The organism is Pseudomonas sp. N2-3-1-14, assembly GCF_041228395.1.
Classification (GTDB): Bacteria; Pseudomonadota; Gammaproteobacteria; order Pseudomonadales; family Pseudomonadaceae; genus Aquipseudomonas.
Map to the genome: position 1 here is coordinate 504,644 of NZ_CP166199.1, position 17,442 is coordinate 522,085.

At 60.8% G+C, this 17,442-nt stretch carries 19 protein-coding genes and 2 pseudogenes; 7 read left to right on the forward strand and 14 right to left on the reverse strand.

The features are described from left to right. Positions 1–18: 18 nt before the first annotated feature. From AB5I78_RS02370 to AB5I78_RS02385, 4 genes are all read left to right on the forward strand, one after another. On the forward strand, positions 19–819 hold the full coding sequence (locus tag AB5I78_RS02370; RefSeq protein WP_145159943.1) for a transporter substrate-binding domain-containing protein: 801 nt from the start codon (positions 19–21) through the stop codon (positions 817–819). 220 nt (positions 820–1,039) lie between these two features. Continuing rightward, entirely contained in the window at positions 1,040–1,837 is a 798-nt protein-coding gene (locus tag AB5I78_RS02375) for a transporter substrate-binding domain-containing protein (RefSeq protein ID WP_145159945.1), read from the forward strand. 123 nt (positions 1,838–1,960) lie between these two features. Continuing rightward, positions 1,961–2,920 carry an amino acid ABC transporter permease gene (locus AB5I78_RS02380; RefSeq protein ID WP_145159947.1) on the forward strand — a complete coding sequence of 320 codons (960 nt, stop codon included), beginning with the start codon at positions 1,961–1,963 and terminating at the stop codon, positions 2,918–2,920. Next, positions 2,913–3,647 (forward strand): amino acid ABC transporter ATP-binding protein, encoded by a 735-nt coding sequence (locus AB5I78_RS02385; protein ID WP_369301648.1) that lies wholly within the window; start codon positions 2,913–2,915, stop codon positions 3,645–3,647. Before AB5I78_RS02380 ends, AB5I78_RS02385 begins: the two co-directional genes overlap by 8 nt. Positions 3,648–3,830: 183 nt before the next feature. Here AB5I78_RS02385 and AB5I78_RS02390 read toward each other — a convergent pair whose 3' ends face one another. The 11 genes and pseudogenes from AB5I78_RS02390 to ubiE form a co-directional block, all read right to left on the reverse strand. Next, on the reverse strand, positions 3,831–4,694 hold the full coding sequence (locus tag AB5I78_RS02390; RefSeq protein ID WP_370004708.1) for a methyl-accepting chemotaxis protein: 864 nt from the start codon (positions 4,692–4,694) through the stop codon (positions 3,831–3,833). A 21-nt stretch (positions 4,695–4,715) separates the two neighbouring features. Then, positions 4,716–5,747 (reverse strand): annotated as a pseudogene (locus AB5I78_RS02395) (methyl-accepting chemotaxis protein); the annotation flags it as partial. A 270-nt stretch (positions 5,748–6,017) separates the two neighbouring features. Next, positions 6,018–6,725 carry a 16S rRNA (uracil(1498)-N(3))-methyltransferase gene (locus AB5I78_RS02400; protein WP_145159953.1) on the reverse strand — a complete coding sequence of 236 codons (708 nt, stop codon included), beginning with the start codon at positions 6,723–6,725 and terminating at the stop codon, positions 6,018–6,020. Further along, the gene (tatC, locus tag AB5I78_RS02405) at positions 6,722–7,513 is read right to left on the reverse strand and encodes a twin-arginine translocase subunit TatC (protein ID WP_106577507.1); all 792 of its coding nucleotides are present in this window, start codon (positions 7,511–7,513) and stop codon (positions 6,722–6,724) included. Before tatC ends, AB5I78_RS02400 begins: the two co-directional genes overlap by 4 nt. After that, a complete protein-coding gene (gene tatB / locus AB5I78_RS02410; RefSeq protein WP_369301646.1) occupies positions 7,510–7,941 on the reverse strand; it encodes a Sec-independent protein translocase protein TatB in 432 nt (143 codons plus the stop codon). The genes tatC and tatB overlap by 4 nt, the downstream gene beginning before the upstream one ends. A gap of 10 nt (positions 7,942–7,951) precedes the next feature. Beyond that, positions 7,952–8,229, reverse strand: a pseudogene (locus tag AB5I78_RS02415) (twin-arginine translocase TatA/TatE family subunit). 25 nt (positions 8,230–8,254) lie between these two features. After that, positions 8,255–8,587: a phosphoribosyl-ATP diphosphatase gene (locus AB5I78_RS02420; RefSeq protein ID WP_049710425.1), complete on the reverse strand. Its 333-nt coding sequence runs from the start codon at positions 8,585–8,587 to the stop codon at positions 8,255–8,257. Between the two features lie 2 nt (positions 8,588–8,589). Then, positions 8,590–8,982, reverse strand: coding sequence for a phosphoribosyl-AMP cyclohydrolase (hisI, locus tag AB5I78_RS02425; RefSeq protein WP_012721796.1), 393 nt, complete (start codon positions 8,980–8,982; stop codon positions 8,590–8,592). 41 nt (positions 8,983–9,023) lie between these two features. After that, positions 9,024–10,628 (reverse strand): ubiquinone biosynthesis regulatory protein kinase UbiB, encoded by a 1,605-nt coding sequence (gene ubiB / locus AB5I78_RS02430; RefSeq protein WP_145159957.1) that lies wholly within the window; start codon positions 10,626–10,628, stop codon positions 9,024–9,026. Then, a complete protein-coding gene (locus AB5I78_RS02435) occupies positions 10,625–11,248 on the reverse strand; it encodes an SCP2 domain-containing protein (protein WP_369301644.1) in 624 nt (207 codons plus the stop codon). Before AB5I78_RS02435 ends, ubiB begins: the two co-directional genes overlap by 4 nt. Beyond that, positions 11,248–12,018 carry a bifunctional demethylmenaquinone methyltransferase/2-methoxy-6-polyprenyl-1,4-benzoquinol methylase UbiE gene (gene ubiE, locus AB5I78_RS02440; RefSeq protein WP_106577513.1) on the reverse strand — a complete coding sequence of 257 codons (771 nt, stop codon included), beginning with the start codon at positions 12,016–12,018 and terminating at the stop codon, positions 11,248–11,250. The genes AB5I78_RS02435 and ubiE overlap by 1 nt, the downstream gene beginning before the upstream one ends. A 145-nt stretch (positions 12,019–12,163) precedes the next feature. Here ubiE and AB5I78_RS02445 point away from each other — a divergent pair, with 145 nt between their 5' ends. The 3 genes from AB5I78_RS02445 (at position 12,164) to AB5I78_RS02455 (ending at position 13,963) form a co-directional block, all read left to right on the forward strand. Then, positions 12,164–12,439, forward strand: coding sequence for a polyhydroxyalkanoic acid system family protein (locus AB5I78_RS02445; protein WP_242198787.1), 276 nt, complete (start codon positions 12,164–12,166; stop codon positions 12,437–12,439). A gap of 105 nt (positions 12,440–12,544) precedes the next feature. After that, a complete protein-coding gene (locus AB5I78_RS02450; protein ID WP_369301643.1) occupies positions 12,545–12,967 on the forward strand; it encodes a phasin family protein in 423 nt (140 codons plus the stop codon). A 12-nt stretch (positions 12,968–12,979) separates the two neighbouring features. Next, positions 12,980–13,963: a phasin family protein gene (locus AB5I78_RS02455; protein WP_369301641.1), complete on the forward strand. Its 984-nt coding sequence runs from the start codon at positions 12,980–12,982 to the stop codon at positions 13,961–13,963. Between the two features lie 172 nt (positions 13,964–14,135). On the opposite strand, the gene AB5I78_RS02460 is transcribed toward AB5I78_RS02455, so the two are convergent. From AB5I78_RS02460 to phaZ, 3 genes are all read right to left on the reverse strand, one after another. Further along, entirely contained in the window at positions 14,136–14,756 is a 621-nt protein-coding gene (locus tag AB5I78_RS02460; RefSeq protein ID WP_145159967.1) for a TetR/AcrR family transcriptional regulator, read from the reverse strand. Between the two features lie 27 nt (positions 14,757–14,783). Next, positions 14,784–16,466, reverse strand: a complete 1,683-nt coding sequence (gene phaC / locus AB5I78_RS02465; protein WP_262207982.1) for a class II poly(R)-hydroxyalkanoic acid synthase — start codon at positions 16,464–16,466, stop codon at positions 14,784–14,786. Positions 16,467–16,554: 88 nt separating this feature from the next. Next, positions 16,555–17,400, reverse strand: coding sequence for a poly(3-hydroxyalkanoate) depolymerase (gene phaZ / locus AB5I78_RS02470; protein WP_106577519.1), 846 nt, complete (start codon positions 17,398–17,400; stop codon positions 16,555–16,557). Between the last annotated feature and the right edge of the window lie 42 nt (positions 17,401–17,442).

Here is a 17,442-nt window from a genome sequence, read left to right on the forward strand (position 1 = left end):
GAGGTCACAGGGGGAATCATGAGCAAAAGCTATTGTTGGGCGTGGCTGACAGGCGCTGTCGCATGGGTGTACGCGGGCCTGCTGAGTGCCGGCGCCCTGGATGACGCCGTGCGCCGTGGCGTGCTTAAGGTCGGCACCACGCCCGCCTATGTGCCCTTCGAGATGACGGACAAGCAGGGACGCATCGTCGGCTTCGAGATCGATTTGCTCAAGGCCATGAGCCACGCCCTGGGCGTCCAACTCGAATTGGTCACCATGCCCTATACCGACCTGGTACCGGGGCTGATGGCGAACAAGTTCGATCTGATCGGCAGCGGCATGACGGTCACTCAAGAGCGCAATCTGAAGCTCAATTTCAGCGACTCCTTCATCGTGGTTGGCCAAACCGCGCTGCTGCATCCGAGCCTGGCCGGCAAAATTTCCAGTATCGAAGACCTCGACGAAGCGGGTTATCGGATCGCCGCCACGGCAGGTACCACCGCAGAGACAGCGGCGCGACGCTTTCTCGGGGCAGCCCGGTTAAGCAGTTTCGCCACCGCGGAAGAGGGCGTACGGCAGGTGGTGGAGGGCAATGCCGATGCCTTCATTCATGACGCACCCTACAACCTGATCGCAATGGCCCGGCCGGAAAACCGCACTCTGTTGGCGCTCGAGCAGCCATTCACCTTTGAGCCTCTGGCGTTCGGGTTGAAAAAAGGTGATTACGACAGCCTCAACTGGATCAACCACTTCCTCAGCCAGGTGGCCCAGGACGGGACCTACGATCGCCTGCACGACAAGTGGTTCAAGGACACCGCCTGGATGGCCGAGATTGATTGATCGTCATAACCACTTATCTATCAAGACGTTGCCGCGCTCTCCCGCTGAACCTGTCTGACCCTGCGCGTTGCTGCACCGTTGTGGGGCTTTTCCGACATACGCAGGGAACATTTACCCGTGAAACCTTTGTGACGGGCAGCGAGTGGGGTAGGATCGCACCCCGAATTGGTGCAGCCCTTTTGCGCGCCGACTTTATAAGAACCGTTCAGGGGACTTGATGATGAAAAAGTATCTTTCGATGCTGATGCTCGGCGTCACCGCGCTGGTCGCGGCCACTGCGGCCCACGCTGGCGCCATCGATGATGCGGTCAAGCGCGGCACGCTGAAAGTCGGCATGGACCCGACTTACATGCCGTTCGAAATGACAGACAAGCGCGGTGACATCATCGGCTTTGAAGTCGACATCCTCAAGGCCATGGCCAAATCGATGGGCGTCAAACTGGAGCTGGTGTCCACCGGTTACGACGGCATCATCCCGGCCTTCCTGACCGGCAAGTTCGACATGATCGGCAGCGGCATGACGCTGACTCAGGAACGCAACCTGCGACTCAATTTCAGCGAACCCTTCATCGTGGTCGGCCAGACGTTGCTGATTCGCAAGGACCTGGAAGGCACCATCAAGTCCTACAAAGACCTCAACGATGAGAAATACCGCCTGACCTCCAAGCTGGGCACCACCGGTGAGATGGTCGCCAAAAAGCTGATCTCCAAAGCCAAGTACCACGGCTATGACAACGAGCAGGAAGGCGTGCTCGACGTGGTCAATGGCAAGGCTGATGCCTTTGTGTATGACGCGCCGTACAACGTGGTTGCCGAGAAAAAGGTCGGCAACGGCAAACTGGTGTTCCTGGAAGAACCCTTCACCTTCGAGCCGTTGGCGTTCGGCCTGAAAAAAGGCGATTACGACAGCCTCAACTACATCAATAACTTCCTGCACCAGATCCGCAACGACGGCACCTACGATCGCATCCATGACAAGTGGTTCAAGAGCGCCGAGTGGCTCAAGGACATGGAATAAGGGCTGACACCCAGTCGACTTCATCGCAGGCAAGCCAGCTCCCACAGTTGAAATGCGTTCCCTTGTGGGAGCGGGCTTGCCCGCGATGACGGCATGCCAGGCGATACATCTTCGGAAAGTGAAATGAAACAGAAAAAAGCCCAATGGCCCTGGCACCTGCTGACCGTGGTCGTGCTGGTTGGCCTGGCTGGCGCGTTGTACTACGCCACCTCGCTGATGTCTTACGAGTGGCGCTGGAACCGCGTGCCGCAGTACTTCGCCTATCAGGCCGAAACGTCGCAGCGCGCCGCCGACATCTCCACCGTGGTGGAACTGGTGCACAAAGGCGACGTCGCTGAAGTGACCCTGCGCAACGACGCCGGCACTGAGCAAAAGCTCACCGTGGCCGACAACAGCCTGCAAGTGTCGCGTGGCGACGATGTTGCCGAGGGCGACGTGGTGGGCGTCACCCGGCATTGGGCGCTGGGGCCGTTGATGTGGGGCTTGTGGACCACATTGTGGCTCTCGGTGGTGTCCGGCATTCTCGGCCTGGCGATCGGTTTGGCAACCGGCCTGTGCCGTCTGTCCAGTAACCCGACCCTGCGCGACCTGTCGACGATCTACGTCGAGCTGGTACGCGGTACGCCGCTGTTGGTGCAGATCTTCATTTTCTATTTCTTCATCGGCACGGTGCTCAATCTGTCGCGGGAGTTTGCCGGGATCGCGGCGCTGTCGCTGTTCACTGGCGCTTATGTGGCGGAAATCGTGCGCGCCGGTGTGCAGTCGATCACCCGCGGCCAGAATGAAGCCGCGCGTTCGCTGGGCCTCAGTGCCAGCCAGTCGATGCGCCATGTGGTATTGCCGCAAGCGTTCAAGCGTGTGCTGCCGCCTTTGGCCGGGCAATTTATCAGCCTGGTCAAGGACACGTCGCTGGTGTCGGTAATCGCGATTACCGAGCTGCTCAAAAGTGGCCGCGAGGTGATCACCACCTCGTTCTCGCCGTTTGAAATTCTGTTCTGTGTGGCAGGCCTGTACCTGCTGATCAACCTGCCGCTGTCGAAAATGGCCAGCCGGCTTGAGCGGAGGCTCGCGCAAAGTGATTGAAGTCCGCGATCTGGTAAAAGTCTTCGACACCCGTGGTCACGTGGTGCGCGCGGTGGACCACGTCACCACCCAAGTCGCCAAGGGCGAAGTGCTGGTGGTGATCGGCCCGTCGGGTTCCGGCAAATCCACCTTCCTGCGTTGCCTGAATGGTTTGGAAGCATTCGACTCGGGCTCCGTCAGCATCGACGGCCTGCAACTGGCTGACCCGAAAACCGACGTGAACGCCTACCGCCGCGAAGTCGGCATGGTGTTCCAGCATTTCAACCTGTTCCCGCACATGACGGTGCTGGAAAACCTGTGCCTGGCGCAAAAAGTCGTGCGCAAGCGCGGCAAACAAGAGCGCGAGGCCAAGGCCCTGGCGCTGCTCGAAAAGGTCGGCATTGCGCAAAAGGCCAACGAGTTTCCGTCACGTTTGTCCGGTGGACAGCAACAGCGCGTGGCCATCGCCCGCGCGTTGGCGATGGAACCCAAGGTCATGCTGTTTGACGAGCCCACTTCGGCGCTGGACCCGGAAATGGTCGGTGAAGTGCTGGACGTGATGAAGACCCTCGCCCTGGAAGGCATGACCATGGTCTGCGTCACCCACGAGATGGGTTTTGCCCGCGAAGTGGCCGACCGCGTGCTGTTTTTCGACCATGGCAAATTGCTGGAAGACGCGTCTCCTGCCGCGTTCTTTGACGCGCCGAAAGACCCGCGGGCCCAGGCCTTCCTGCGTCAGGTCCTGTAAACCTCAACGCCGGGCACGACTGGGTCAACTGAGCACCGGCCGCCGCGGGGTGTGGCGACACACCGCACCCTCATCACACCGCGATTAATCTTCCCCGGCACGGTGCCTGCAAGCGGGTGAGCCGAAACAGGCTCAAACGCTCAATGGATTCGGCGGCTCGGGTCGGCCGCCGTGCAAGGCGGCTCAGATGCGGAAGCGGCCTACCAGGGTTTGCAAGTAAATCCCCAGGCGCGCCAGTTCGGCACTGGAGGCGGCGGTTTCCTCACTGGCCGAAGAGGTCTGTTCAGACACATCGCGCACATTCAGTACACTGCGGTTGATCTCTTCGGCCACGGCACTCTGCTGCTCGGCGGCGGTGGCGATCTGCGAGTTCATCGCCTGAATGGTCGAGACGGTGCGGGTAATATTGCCCAGCGCGTTGCCGGCCCGACGGGTCAGCTCGACGCTGCTGTCGGTGAGGCCACGGCTGTTGTCCAGGATGGTGGCCACCTGCTGGGTGCCGCTTTGCAGGCCGACGATCAGCTCTTCGATCTCTTCAGTGGACTTCTGCGTACGCTGGGCCAGGCTGCGCACCTCATCGGCGACCACGGCAAAGCCACGTCCGGCTTCACCGGCACGCGCGGCCTCGATCGCGGCGTTAAGCGCCAGCAAGTTGGTTTGCTGGGCGACCGACTTGATCACGTCGAGCACGCTGCCGATCTTGTCGCTTTCGCGCTTCAGATGGCCCATGGCTTCGGTGGAATTGCCCACCTCAGTGGCCAGGCGCTCGATCTGGGCGATGGCTTCACCCACGACCTTGTCGCCTTCGCGGGCCTGCTGGTCAGCGGCCACGGCGGCTTCAGAGGCTTCCTCGGCGTTACGCGCCACTTCCTGCACGGTGGCCGCCATTTCATTCATGGCAGTGGCCACCTGATCGGTCTCGACCTTTTGGCTATTGACCCCCGCGCTGGTCTGCTCGGTGACGGCCGACAGTTGCTCGGCGGCGCTGGCGATCTGAGTGACGCCATCGCTGATGCCGCCGATCAGCTCGCGCAGGCCGACGGTCATGCTTTGCGTGGCGCGTTGCAGCTGCCCCAACTCATCCTGGCGCGCAGAGTTGAGGTTGTGGCTCAGGTCGCCGGAGGCGACGTGCTCAGCGACTTTGAGCGTCTGGTTCAGCGGAATGACGATTTGGCGCGTGATGGCCCAGGCGGCGACCACGCCGAAGATCAGCGCCAGTACGGTGGCCAGCAGCAACAGCTGCTTGGCATGCGCCGCGTCGGCATCGCGTACTGCGGTTTGCGAGACGGTGAGTTTTTCGCTGTGGCCCAGCAGGATATCGCCTTGCTCGGTCATGATTTTCAGGGCCGCAGCGCTGGCGACCTGGGAGTCGCGGTACTGGCTGACGGCGGTGCGATAGGCTTGCAGCGACACGCCGGCTTCTTGCAGGTTGGCCTGGTACTGGGCAGGCAATTGGCCTTCCAGTTCGGTGATTTTCTTCAGGGCGTTGTCGATGGCATCCAGGGCAGGCTGCTCGGCCTCCGTCTTGGCGCTGTAGGTGTAGCCGCGCACCTGGAAGCGTGATTGCTGGATCAGCTTGCTCAAGTCGACCACGCTGTTGAACTGGGTAACGCTGTCACCTTGCAGCAGCGCCTTCTCGACCTCATTGGTCTTGGCCACGGCGTTGTCGGCGGTGTCGCCGAGCTTGCTGCGCGCGCCTTCGCGCTTCAAACCGGCCTGGACCATGGTGGCGAAGGCTTTTCTGTATTGGTTCAAGGCCTCCTGTTGTTGCTCCACCAGGGCCTTGTCGTCGGGTTGCTCGATCAGGGTTTGTGCGGTTTTAAGGCCGTTGTCCAGCTGGGTAAGTAGGCTGTTGACCGCATCCGTGCCTTGTTCGCCGCGACGCATTTCGAAGTCCAGGCGTGCCAGGCGCAGGTCTTTGGTCAGGCCGTTGAGGCTGGAGATAAAGCCCAGTTTGTCACCGCGACTGATCACATCGCCCAGGCCGGTCCAGCCGGTGAAGGTGGTCAACAACGTCAGGACTAACACCAAGCCAAAGCCAATGCTCAGCTTGCGGTTGACGCTCACATTCCCCAGTTTTTCGGCTAACCAACGATACATACTGCGAACTCCCTTTGAACAAGGCTTGGACTTATTCAGAGGCTATCGGCTGCGCAGGACTATTCTGTAGGCGCGATGGATCATGTTGCGCGTTTGAGGTGGGCAGGTTTTTTGTGGCGAGCGGGCTTGCCCCGCGTTGGGCTGCGCAGCAGCCCCAGTCAGAGCAACGCCGTATGTCAGGCATACCCAGTTGACCGTTTTTGGGCTGCTTCGCGCCCCAACGCGGGGCAAGCCCCCACAAAAAGCCCGCTGGGCAGCAAACGGCGAGGTTTAGAACAGGCGGGCGAGCAGGGCGGTCACGGCGGTTTCTACGCGCAGGATTCGTGCGCCGAGCTGCACGGGTTGCAAGCCGGCTTTGGTCAGCAGGTCCACTTCGTAGGGTATCCAGCCACCTTCCGGGCCGATGGCCAGCGTTACCGGTTCATCCAGCGCACGCGGGCAGGCTGGGTAGTCGCCGGGGTGGCCGATCAGGCCGAGGGTGCCTGCGGTCATGGCTGGCAGGCGATCTTCGACGAACGGCTTGAAGCGCTTTTCGATAACGATCTCGGGCAGCACCGTATCGCGCGCCTGCTCCAGACCCAGAACCAACTGCTCGCGAATCGCCTCGGGCTCAAGGAACGGGGTTTGCCAGAAGCTCTTCTCCACGCGGTAGCTGTTGACCAGCACCACCTTGGGCACGCCCATGGCTGCGACGGTTTGCAGCACTCGGCGCAGCATCTTCGGGCGCGGCAGGGCCAGCAGCAGGGTCAGCGGCAGTTTGGCCGGCGGCTGCAGGTCGAAGCTGACTTGCAGTTCGGCTTCGCCCGGTTCCAGGCGCAGCAGTTGGGCGTTGCCCATCAGCCCGCCAATGCGCCCCACACGCAGGTTGTCACCCACCACTGCGCGGTGGACGTCCTGCATATGCACCAGGCGCCGATCACGCAGAATCACCCGGTCGGCCGCGATAAAGTCGGCCTCCTCAAGCAGCAGCAGGTTCACGGCTGGGTCGCTGGCGGTTGATCGTCGTCGGCGGGTTGGTCATCCGGATGCTCGCCACGTTTGCTGATCAAACTGCCAAACAGGATGCCGATCTCGAACAGCATCCACATCGGCACAGCCAACAGGGTCTGCGAGAAGATGTCCGGTGGCGTCAGGATCATGCCGACCACAAAGCAACCGATGATCACGTACGGGCGCACTTTCTTCAGGTACTTGACGTCAACCACGCCGATCCATACCAGCAGCACCACGGCGACCGGGATTTCAAAGGCCACGCCAAAGGCGAAGAACAGCGTCATCACGAAGTCGAGGTAACTGGTGATGTCGGTCATCATCTCCACACCGGCCGGGGTGGCGGCGGCGAAGAACTTGAAGATCAGCGGGAACACCAGGAAATAGGCGAAGGCCATGCCGGTGTAGAACAGCAGGATGCTCGACACCAGCAATGGCACCGCGATGCGTTTCTCATGCTTGTACAGGCCCGGCGCGATAAAGCCCCAGATCTGGTGCAGGATCACCGGGATCGCCAGGAACAGCGAAACCATCATGGTCAGCTTCAACGGCGTCAGGAACGGTGACGACACGTCGGTGGCGATCATCGTCGCGCCGGCCGGCAGGTACTGGCGCAGCGGTGTCGAAACGAAGGTGTAGATCTGCTGGGTGAAGGCGAACAGCCCGGCAAAGATGATGAAGATCGCCGCTACGCAACGCAGCAGGCGGGTACGCAGCTCGGTGAGGTGCGAGACCAGCGGCATGTGCTGGTCGTTTTCCGGTTTATCAGCGCTCATGGGGCTCGCGGCGGCAATGTAGGGTCATGGGGAGCGGGCGACGCAACGGGCGTCGGCGCTGGCGCTGTCGGGGCAGGTGCGGTGGGTGCCGGGGTGTGTTCCATCACGGGGGCAGCATCAGCCGCAGCCGGCGGCGCGATGCTGTGCTCGGCCACGGGCTCTGTCGGTTTGCTCGGCTCATTGACCGGCGACAGAATCTTGCGCGCTTCCTGCTCCAGCGAAAGGATATGTTCGTTGTGCAGTTGGCGGCGAATCTCGTCAGCGCCGATTTCCCGTTCAACTTCCTGTTTGATGGCGTTGAAACTGCGTTTCAGGCGCCCGATCCATAGGCCGGCCGTGCGCGCGGCACCGGGCAGGCGTTCCGGCCCCAATACCAGCAGGGCGACGAGGCCGACGAGGAGCAGTTCAGAGAAGCTGATACCAAACATTAGTCAGTGCTCACGAGTCTTTGCGGGTCGGCTCTTGGACTTTTTCAGCCTGCACGTCGAAGGTACGACGCTCGGTGATGGGCTGGGTGGCCTGCGGGTGCACAGGCTGCGCCGGGGGACCGGGTTGGCGGCAGGTTCGGCGGGCTTTTCATCGTCGTTCATGGCTTTGCGAAAGCCCTTGATCGACTCGCCCACGTCAGTGCCCAGGTTTTTGAGTTTCTTGGTGCCGAACACCAGTACCACCACCACCAGAATGACGATCCAGTGTTTCCAGTCAAAAATGCCCATGCTGCAATTCCTCTGTAAAAGTTATTCAGGTGGACGGGCGCGAGGCCTTTTCGGCATGCCCGGACAAGCCGAAGCGACGGTCCAGTTCATCCAGCACTGCCTGCGGATGCTGCCCCAGTTGGGCGAGCATGACCAGGCTATGGAACCATAGGTCAGCGGTTTCGTAGATGACATCGCTGCAGTCGCCGCTGATTTGCGCATCCTTGGCAGCAATGATGGTTTCGACGGATTCCTCGCCGAGTTTTTCCAGAATCTTGTTCAAACCCTTGTGGTACAGGCTGGCGACATAGGAGCTGTCGGCGTCCGCGCCTTTGCGGTCTTCCAGCACCTGGGCCACGCGGTTGAGGGTATCGCTCATGTCTAGTGTCCTGCCGAGTAAATGGCGTGCGGGTCTTTGAGCACCGGTTCGACCACCTTCCATTCGCCATTCTCGAACACGCGATAGAAGCAGCTGTGACGGCCGGTGTGGCAGGCGATGTCGCCGATCTGCTCGACTTTGAGGATTACCACGTCGGCGTCGCAGTCGATGCGCATCTCGTGCAGGGTTTGCACGTGCCCGGACTCTTCGCCCTTGCGCCACAGTTTGCCACGCGAACGTGACCAGTAAATGGCGCGCTGCTCAGTGGCAGTGAGGCTCAGGGCCTCACGGTTCATCCAGGCCATCATCAGCACGCGCCCGGTCTTGTAGTCCTGGGCAATGGCCGGCACCAGGCCGTCACTGTCCCATTTGATCTCGTCCAGCCAGTCTTTCATGTTCCGCTCCGGCAATTTGCGACAGTGTATAACCGGATCGGCTATCGACGCACGATCAGATAAACACCCACGGCGACCATGATGCCGGCCGGCCAGTGGCCCAGTTGGTTCAGCGGCCCACCGATGGCCAGCATCACACCGCCGACCAGGTGCGCGGCGCCCAGCAGGCGCAGGAACCAATCGTCCTTGCGCTTCTGCCAGGGCGGCGCGGGGTCTTTGGCGTGGGGCTGGGACATGCGCTCGAGCAGGTCGCGCGTCATGTTGGCCAGGTGCGGCAGTTGCTCGACCTGGCTTTGCAGGTTGCCCAGCAAGGTTTTCGGGCTGACCCGCTCACGCATCCAGCGCTCCAGGAACGGCTGCGCGGTGTTCCACAGGTCGAGGTCGGGGTACAGCTGACGGCCCAGGCCTTCGATGTTGAGCAGGGTTTTCTGCAGCAGCACCAGTTGCGGCTGCACTTCCATATTGAAGCGCCGCGCGGTCTGGAACAGGCGCATCAGTACCTGGCCGAATGAAATATCTTTTAACGGTTTTTCAAAGATCGGTTCGCACACGGTGCGGATGGCCGCTTCGAATTCGTTGAGCTTGGTTTCTGCCGGCACCCAGCCCGAATCGATGTGCAGTTGCGCCACGCGGCGGTAGTCACGCTTGAAGAAGGCGAACAGGTTGCGCGCCAGGTAATCCTGGTCTTCCGGGGTCAGGCTGCCGACGATGCCGCAGTCGATCGCAATGTACTGCGGGCTCCACGGGTTGACGGTGCTGACGAAGATGTTGCCCGGGTGCATGTCGGCGTGGAAGAAACTGTCGCGGAACACCTGGGTGAAGAAGATCTCCACGCCGCGCTCGGCGAGCATTTTCATGTCGGTACGCTGGTCGGCCAGGGTGGCGAGGTCGGTCACTTGCACGCCGTAGATGCGCTCCATCACCAGCACTTTGGGGCGGCACCAGTCCCAATACACTTGCGGCACGTACAGCAGTTGCGAGCCTTCGAAGTTGCGCTTGAGCTGGCTGGCGTTGGCGGCCTCGCGCAGCAGGTCGAGTTCGTCGTAGATGGTTTTTTCGTAGTCGGCGACCACGTCCACCGGGTGCAGCAGGCGTGCGTCGGCGGAGAAGCGCTCGGCGGCGCGCGCAAGAATGAACAGCCACGCCAGGTCCTGGCCAATGATCGGCTTGAGGCCGGGGCGAATCACCTTCACCACCACTTCTTCGCCAGTTTTGAGCTGCGCGGCGTGCACTTGTGCGACCGAGGCCGAAGCCAGCGGGTCGACGTCGAAACGGCTGAATACTTCGCTGATTTTTTTGCCCAACTGCTCTTCGATCAGCTTCATCGACTGTTGGGAATCAAACGGCGGCACGCGGTCCTGCAGCAGCATCAACTCGTCGGCGATGTCTTCGGGCAACAGGTCGCGGCGGGTGGAGAGGATCTGCCCGAACTTGATAAAAATCGGCCCCAAATCCTGCAACGCCAGGCGCAGGCGCGCGCCACGACTCAGCTCCAGCGGTCTGCGCGGGAACCAGCGCCACGGCAGCACATAGCGCACCGCCAGCAGAAACCACGGCAAGGGCAGGGCGAACAGCAGGTCATCGAGGCGGTAGCGGATTACGACGCGCTGGATACGAAACAGACGGCGGACGGCGAGCAGCTTCATGCGTTATCGCTTGGATCAAGGGAACGGCTCAGGCGCTCAACGCGCGCTTCGAGGCGTTCCAGGTCGATTTTGGCCTTGTCGAGTTCGCGAAAGCGCGCTTGCGCTTCCCGTTCTCCGACCAGGGTGCGCGATTCTTCGCTCAGGTATTCGGCAAGGTTCTGGTTGAGGGCGGCGAACCCTTGCTGGTACCAGCGCGAGCGGCTGCGCAGGTGCCCGCTGATCAACTGGGTAGCCACGGGGCCGATCCAGCGTGACAGCTCGTATTCCCAATCCAGTTCCAGGTCTTGCAGCACGGCGGCCAGGTCCATCAGCACCGCGCTGTCGCCTTCCAGTTCCACGTCGGGGCCGTGGAGGATGGCGGTTTTGTTGCGGCTCAGCACCAGGTGCAACAGGCTCGAGGCGGGCGCACGCAGGGTGCAGTCGGCTTCGGCGGCCCATTGGGTCGCGAGCAGCACGCCTTCATCGCTGGGCAGGATAAACAGCTGCAAGGCGGGGCTCGTGCAGTCGACGGCAATGATTTTGCCGTTCAAGTGCGCGAGCCGCGCCAGGGCGGTGCTGTCCAGGCGCAGCACACGGTTGAGGCCGTGTTCAACGCTGGCGAGAAGGCCTGCGAACAGCATCAGGGTTTGATGCCGCGGTGCAGGGCGACGATGCCGGAGGTCATGTTGTGGTAGGTCACGCGGTCGAAACCGGCGTCTACCATCATCGACTTCAGCGTTTCCTGGTCGGGGTGCATGCGGATCGATTCGGCCAGGTAGCGGTAGCTCTCGGCGTCATTGGTGATCAGCTTGCCCATCAACGGCATGAAGGCGAACGAGTAGGTGTCGTAGACCTTGGACATCAGCGCGTTGGTCGGCTTGGAGAACTCCAGCACCAGCAGGCGGCCACCCGGCTTGAGCACACGCAGCATCGAACGGATGGCGTCTTCTTTGTGGGTTACGTTGCGCAGGCCGAAGGCGATGGTCACGCAGTCGAAATGGTTGTCCGGGAACGGCAGCTTTTCAGCGTCGGCCTGGACGAATTCGATGTTGCCGGCCACGCCTTTATCCAGCAGGCGATCACGGCCAACCTTGAGCATCGAGCCGTTGATATCCGCCAGCACCACCTGGCCGGTCGGGCCGACGAGCTTGGAGAACTTGGCGGCCAGGTCGCCCGTGCCGCCGGCAATGTCCAGCACGCGGTTGCCGGTGCGTACACCCGACAACTCGATAGTGAAGCGCTTCCACAGGCGGTGCATGCCGCCCGACAGCACGTCGTTCATCAGGTCGTACTTGGCGGCTACGGAGTGGAACACCTCAGCGACTTTTTCCGCTTTCTGGCTTTCCGGAACGTTCTTGAAGCCGAAGTGAGTGGTGGGTTCGGCATCGCTGCCTTTGCGCTGATCAGTCATATCGCTGTCACCAAAAGAGAATGCGGGACATGATAATCCCCAAGGCTTGCTTTGTCTTGGCAAGGCTGAAGGTAAGATAGACGGTCACCGAGACCTTTTGCCGCATGGCAGGTGTTCTGAGTCGTTATAAAGAGGAGTCATTGCAATGGCCCGTATTACCGTAGAGCGTGCACATTCCCTGGGTAAAGAAGGCGCGCGGGCGAAGGCCGAGAAGTTGGCGCACAAACTCAAAGAGCAATATGGCCTTGAGCCCACGTGGTCCGGCGACACCCTGATGCTCAAACGGTCCGGGGTGAAAGGCACGGTACTTGTAGCGGATGAATCGCTGCGCATTGATGTGGAACTCGGCCTGTTGATGTCGGCCATGAGTGGCACTATCAAATCCGAAATCGAGAAAGCCGTGGATAAGGCGTTGGCCTGATTCGAGTGCGCTTAGGGTGCCGATTCTAATTTTTCACCCTACTTTGTGCCCAAGCCCCCAACTCCTGTGGGCCGTTCCTCGACCCTGATTTGCGTGAGGTGCACCATGGCCAAAGTTATTTTGAAGAAAAAAATCGACATTCAGACCACCGCCCTGAGTGACGTTAAAAGCTACGCCCGCAAGATCTGGCTGGCAGGTCTTGGTGCCTACGCCAAGGTCGGCAATGAAGGCAGCGAGTACTTCAAAGAGCTGGTTAAGACTGGTCAACATGTTGAAAGTAAAGGTAAAAAAGTTGTCGTTGAACAACTTGATGCTGCCAACAGTCAGATTGATCAAGTAAAGAGTAATGTCTCAAGCGTCAAAGGCTTGGTTGAAGTTCAACTGGATAAAGTTGAAAAAGCTTTTGACACGCGTGTTGCAAGTGCCTTGAATCGGATCGGCATTGCGTCTAAACATGACGTTGAGACACTCTCTGCTAAGCTCGAAGAGCTGACGGCATTGCTAGAACGTGTCGCGCGTAAACACTAAGGAGACATCGGGATGGCTGTTAAAAAGACTACTCAGAAAGAAGGCAGCTCGTGGATCGGGGAAGTTGAAAAATATTCCCGTAAGATCTGGCTTGCTGGTTTAGGCGTGTACTCGAAGGTTAGCAGTGACGGCGGTAAGTACTTCGAGACTTTGGTCAAGGACGGCGAAAAGGCCGAGAAGTTGACCAAGACTACAGTCGGTAAGAAAGTAGAAGCGGCAAAGGCGAGTGCGGGTTCTGCCAAGTCGAGCATTTCTGACACGTGGGGCAAGTTGGAAGAAACTTTCGACAAGCGCCTTAACAGTGCCATTTCGCGACTGGGCGTGCCGAGCAAAGCTGAGCTGAAGACGCTGCACGGCAAGGTCGATACGCTGACCCGTCAAATCGAAAAGCTCACGGGCGCAAAAGTGGCCCCGGCTAAAACCGCAGCGGCCAAACCAGCTGCCAAGCCTGCCGCTAAAACGGCTGCGGCTAAACCTGCTGCGAAAGCTGCAACCAAGCCTCTGGTTAAAGCGGCGGCTAAACCCGCTGCCAAACCTGCGGCCAAGGCTCCAGCCAAAGCCGCGGCTAAACCGGCTGCCAAGCCTGCCGCTAAAACAGCCGCTGCTAAACCTGCCGCCAAGTCTGCTGCTAAACCCGTGGCCGCTAAAGCAGCCACCAAGCCAGCGGCTAAACCTGCTGCCAAGGCGGCTGCGAAACCTGCGGCTAAAACGGCTGCTGCAAAACCCGCTGCCAAGCCTGCCGCGAAATCTGCAGCCAAGCCAGCCGCGGCAAAACCGGCTGCCAAAGCTGTGGCGGCCAAGCCAGCGGCAAAACCAGCCGCCGCCAAGAAGCCTGCTGTAGCGAAAAAACCAGCAGCGGCAAAACCGGCGGTTGCGGCCAAGCCTGCAACGCCGGCGCCGACCGCTTCGACAGCCAACTCGGTGTCCGCACCGACGCACGCTGCTACTGCCCCGACTGCATCGCCGGCAACCCCGACGCCATCCAGTCAGTCCTGATTTTTTCAGGGCACAAAAAACGCCGGCCTGTGAAGGTCGGGCGTTTTTTATTGGCGATCTTATTACCCACATAGTTCCAATGTGGGAGCGGGCTTGCCCGCGATTGCGGTCTGCCGATGACATAGGTGCTAACTGACTCACCGCTATCGCGGGCAAGCCCGCTCCCACATTTTCAATCCAGATCATCCAGATATTTCAGGGCAAACTTCTCGGTCGCCTGCCGTGCCGGCAACAGCAAGTGCGGCGCCACCAGCATCATGATCTGGTACACCACCACGCGCACTTCGCCTTCTCGGTCGAGGATGCGCTGGTAGTCCAGCGAAAACAGCAGCGTCAGAGTGATCTGCTCTACCAATTGGCCCAGTGCCTGGGTATCACTGACCAACTGCCCCGCCGCCTTCAAACGCGCAAGCAGCGATGCCAGCGTGCGCTTGAGCGCCGTGAGCAAGGTGCGAATGCCCTTGGCCAGCTTTGGCAGGCGCCCCGCCAGGTTTGACAGGTCCTGAAACAGGAACCGGTAATGGGCCATGCGCTCGACGATCAGGTGCAGGAACAGCCAGTAATCCTCGGCGCTGAGTTGCGCGTCCGCCGGCGGGTCAAGCAGCGGCGCCAGTTCATTCTGAAAGCGCTCGAACAGCCCGAGCACTAACGGCTCCTTGCCATGGAAGTGGTAGTAGAGGTTGCCGGGGCTGATCCCCATTTCATTGGCTACCTCCATGGTCGACACGTTCGGTTCGCCCTTGTGGTTGAACAACTGCAAGGCACATTCAAGGATACGGTCGCGGGTCTTCATCCAGTCTTCTTAATGTGATCGTTGAGCTCAGCGCACATGCACGTAAGTGCCCGGCGCCGCTTCCATCGGTGGGTAATTCTGGTTGCCCAGGGCGGTGAGGGTTTCGCGCTGCACGCCGGAGCGTTGTTGAATCCACTCCAGCCACTGCGGCCACCAGCTGCCTTCGACGTGGTGGGCGTCGTAGTACCAGGCACGCGGGTCGCTGCTCAGCTTGAGGTTTTCGACGTAATTGGCCTTGGGGTTGCCCGGCGGGTTGAGAATGCTCTGCACATGCCCGCTGTTGGACAGCACGAAGCGCCGCTCACCGCCCAGCAATTGCGTGGAGCGATACACCGCATCCCACGGCGTGATGTGGTCGTTGATGCCCGCCACGCTGAAGCTGTCCACCGTGACTTTCTGCAGGTCGATAGGCGTGCCGCACACCTCCAGGCCACCGGGATGGCTCAACGGGTTGTGCTTGAAGAAGTCCAGCAAGTCGCCATGCAGCGCGGCAGGCAGGCGCGTGTTGTCGTTGTTCCAGTACAGGATGTCGAACGCCGGCGGCTCCTTGCCCAGCAGGTAATTATTGATCCAGTAGTTCCAGATCAGGTCGTTGGGACGCATCCAGGCAAACACCTTGGCCATGTCCCGGCCGTCGAGCACGCCTTGCTGGTAGGAACGGCGCTTGGCGGCTTCCAGGGTCTGCTCATCGGCGAACAGAGTGGCGGGGCTGTCGATCTGGCTGTCCAGCAGGCTCACCAGGTAACTGGCGCTGGAGATGCGTCGCAACTGGCGCTTGGCTTGCAGATGGCCTTGCAGTGCGGCGATGGTCAGGCCACCCGCGCAGGCGCCCATCAGGTTGACTTCGCGGGCCCCGGTAATCGCGCGGCACACGTTCAGCGCTTCCTCCAGCGCGGCGACGTAGGTGGACAGGCCCCATTCTCGGTGACGCACATCCGGGTTACGCCAGCTGACCATAAACGTCTGCAGGCCGTTTTTCAGTGCGTACTGCACAAAGCTGTTGGCTGGGCTGAGGTCAAAAATGTAGTACTTGTTGATTTGCGGCGGCACGATCAGCAGCGGCTTGGCGTACTGTTTTTCGCTCATGGGTTTGTACTGGATCAGCTCCAGCAGCTCGTTGCGAAACACCACCGAGCCGGGTGTGGTCGCCACGGTCTTGCCGACTTCGAACGCATGCTTGCTGACCTGGCGGGGCAGGCCGTTGTTGTGCAGCAAATCATCAACTAGGTTGCTCACGCCGCGCACCACGCTGTTGCCGCCGGAGTTGAGCAGTTCCTTGACGGCCAGTGGGTTGAGCAAGGTGTTGGAGGGCGACACCGCATCGTTGAGCAGCGAGAACGCAAAGTGCGCGCGGGCGCGATCGTCAGGGTTGAGGGTGCTGTCGTCGATCCAGTGGCGGGTTTGTTTCTGCCAGCTCAAATAGGCTTGCAGGCTGCGGCGGTACAACGGGTTGAGCTTCCAGGTCGGGTCAATGAAGCGCGCGTCGTTGGGGTTGGGCTCATGCACGGTTTCGCCCAGCAGCACGCGGCCCAGCTGACCACTCAGCGCCAGGGCGTGGCGCGCGGTGTGCACCGGGTTGCGCAAGCCGTGGGCGGCGACGCTGCGCAGGGTCGCCAGCAAATCCCGACCGCGCAGGCCGGTGATTGCATTTTGCGCGTTGATGAACACGGCAGGGGTGGGCGCCGGGTTCGTCACGGGTCTTTCTCGCATGAGCCAACACTCCTTCGTCAAGGCAACAACGGGCACGCCAATTCAGAACCATAGTCGGTTCTCGGCAAGTTGCGCGGCGGTGCGGTCCTTACACGGCCGGTCGCGGGTGAATCACGGCCCGCAGGCGCTCCTCTTCGAGAAACTTCATGATGATCGGCGCCACGGCTTCGGCCCGGGTGATCAGGAACAGGTGACCGTCATCGATGATGTGCAACTGCGCGTTGGGAATCCGCCAGGCCAGCATGCGCATATTGATCAGCGGAATCAGCGGGTCGTCGTCGCCCGCCAGCACCAGCGTGGGTTGGCGGATCTTGTGCAGCCAGTGAATGCTGGTCCAGCCCAGCCCGGCGAACAGCTGCCAGTAATAGCCGAGCTTGCCGGCCGAGCGCACTTTGCTGGCGTGCTCGGCGGCCAGTTTCGCGTCACGCCGGAACGAGCCGCCATAAATCATCGGCGCGATGCGCACCACGTGGGACGGTTGGATATAGCGCCGTGGGCTTGCCATCAGCCACAGCACCTTGGGCTTGCCCGGCACCATAAATGCACCGGCAGCGGTGGCGGCGAGGATGAGTTTTTTGCAGCGCTCCGGGTAGTCATAGGCGAACTGCTGCGCGAGCGCGCCGCCCCAGGACACACCCACGGCATTCACTTGGCCGTAGTCGAGGTAATCGAGCATGCGCGCGGTGAGTTTGGCCAGGCCAGGAAAGCGATAGGGCCGACTCGGTGTCGAGGAACCACCGACGCCGGGCACATCGAAGGCGATCACTTCCAGGTCCGGGTCCAGCGCCTGGACGAACGGAAACACCAGCTCAAGGTTGGCGCCGATGCCGTTGAAAATCAGCAACGGCGTCAAGTGAGGCTTGCCCGGGCGTACCGCCGTGCGGATGGCTTGGCCATCCAGGTCGATGGTACGGAAGATGAACGGTTGCGGCATGGGCTTACCCTGCAAAATGGCGCTATTTCCCTGCGGGAACAC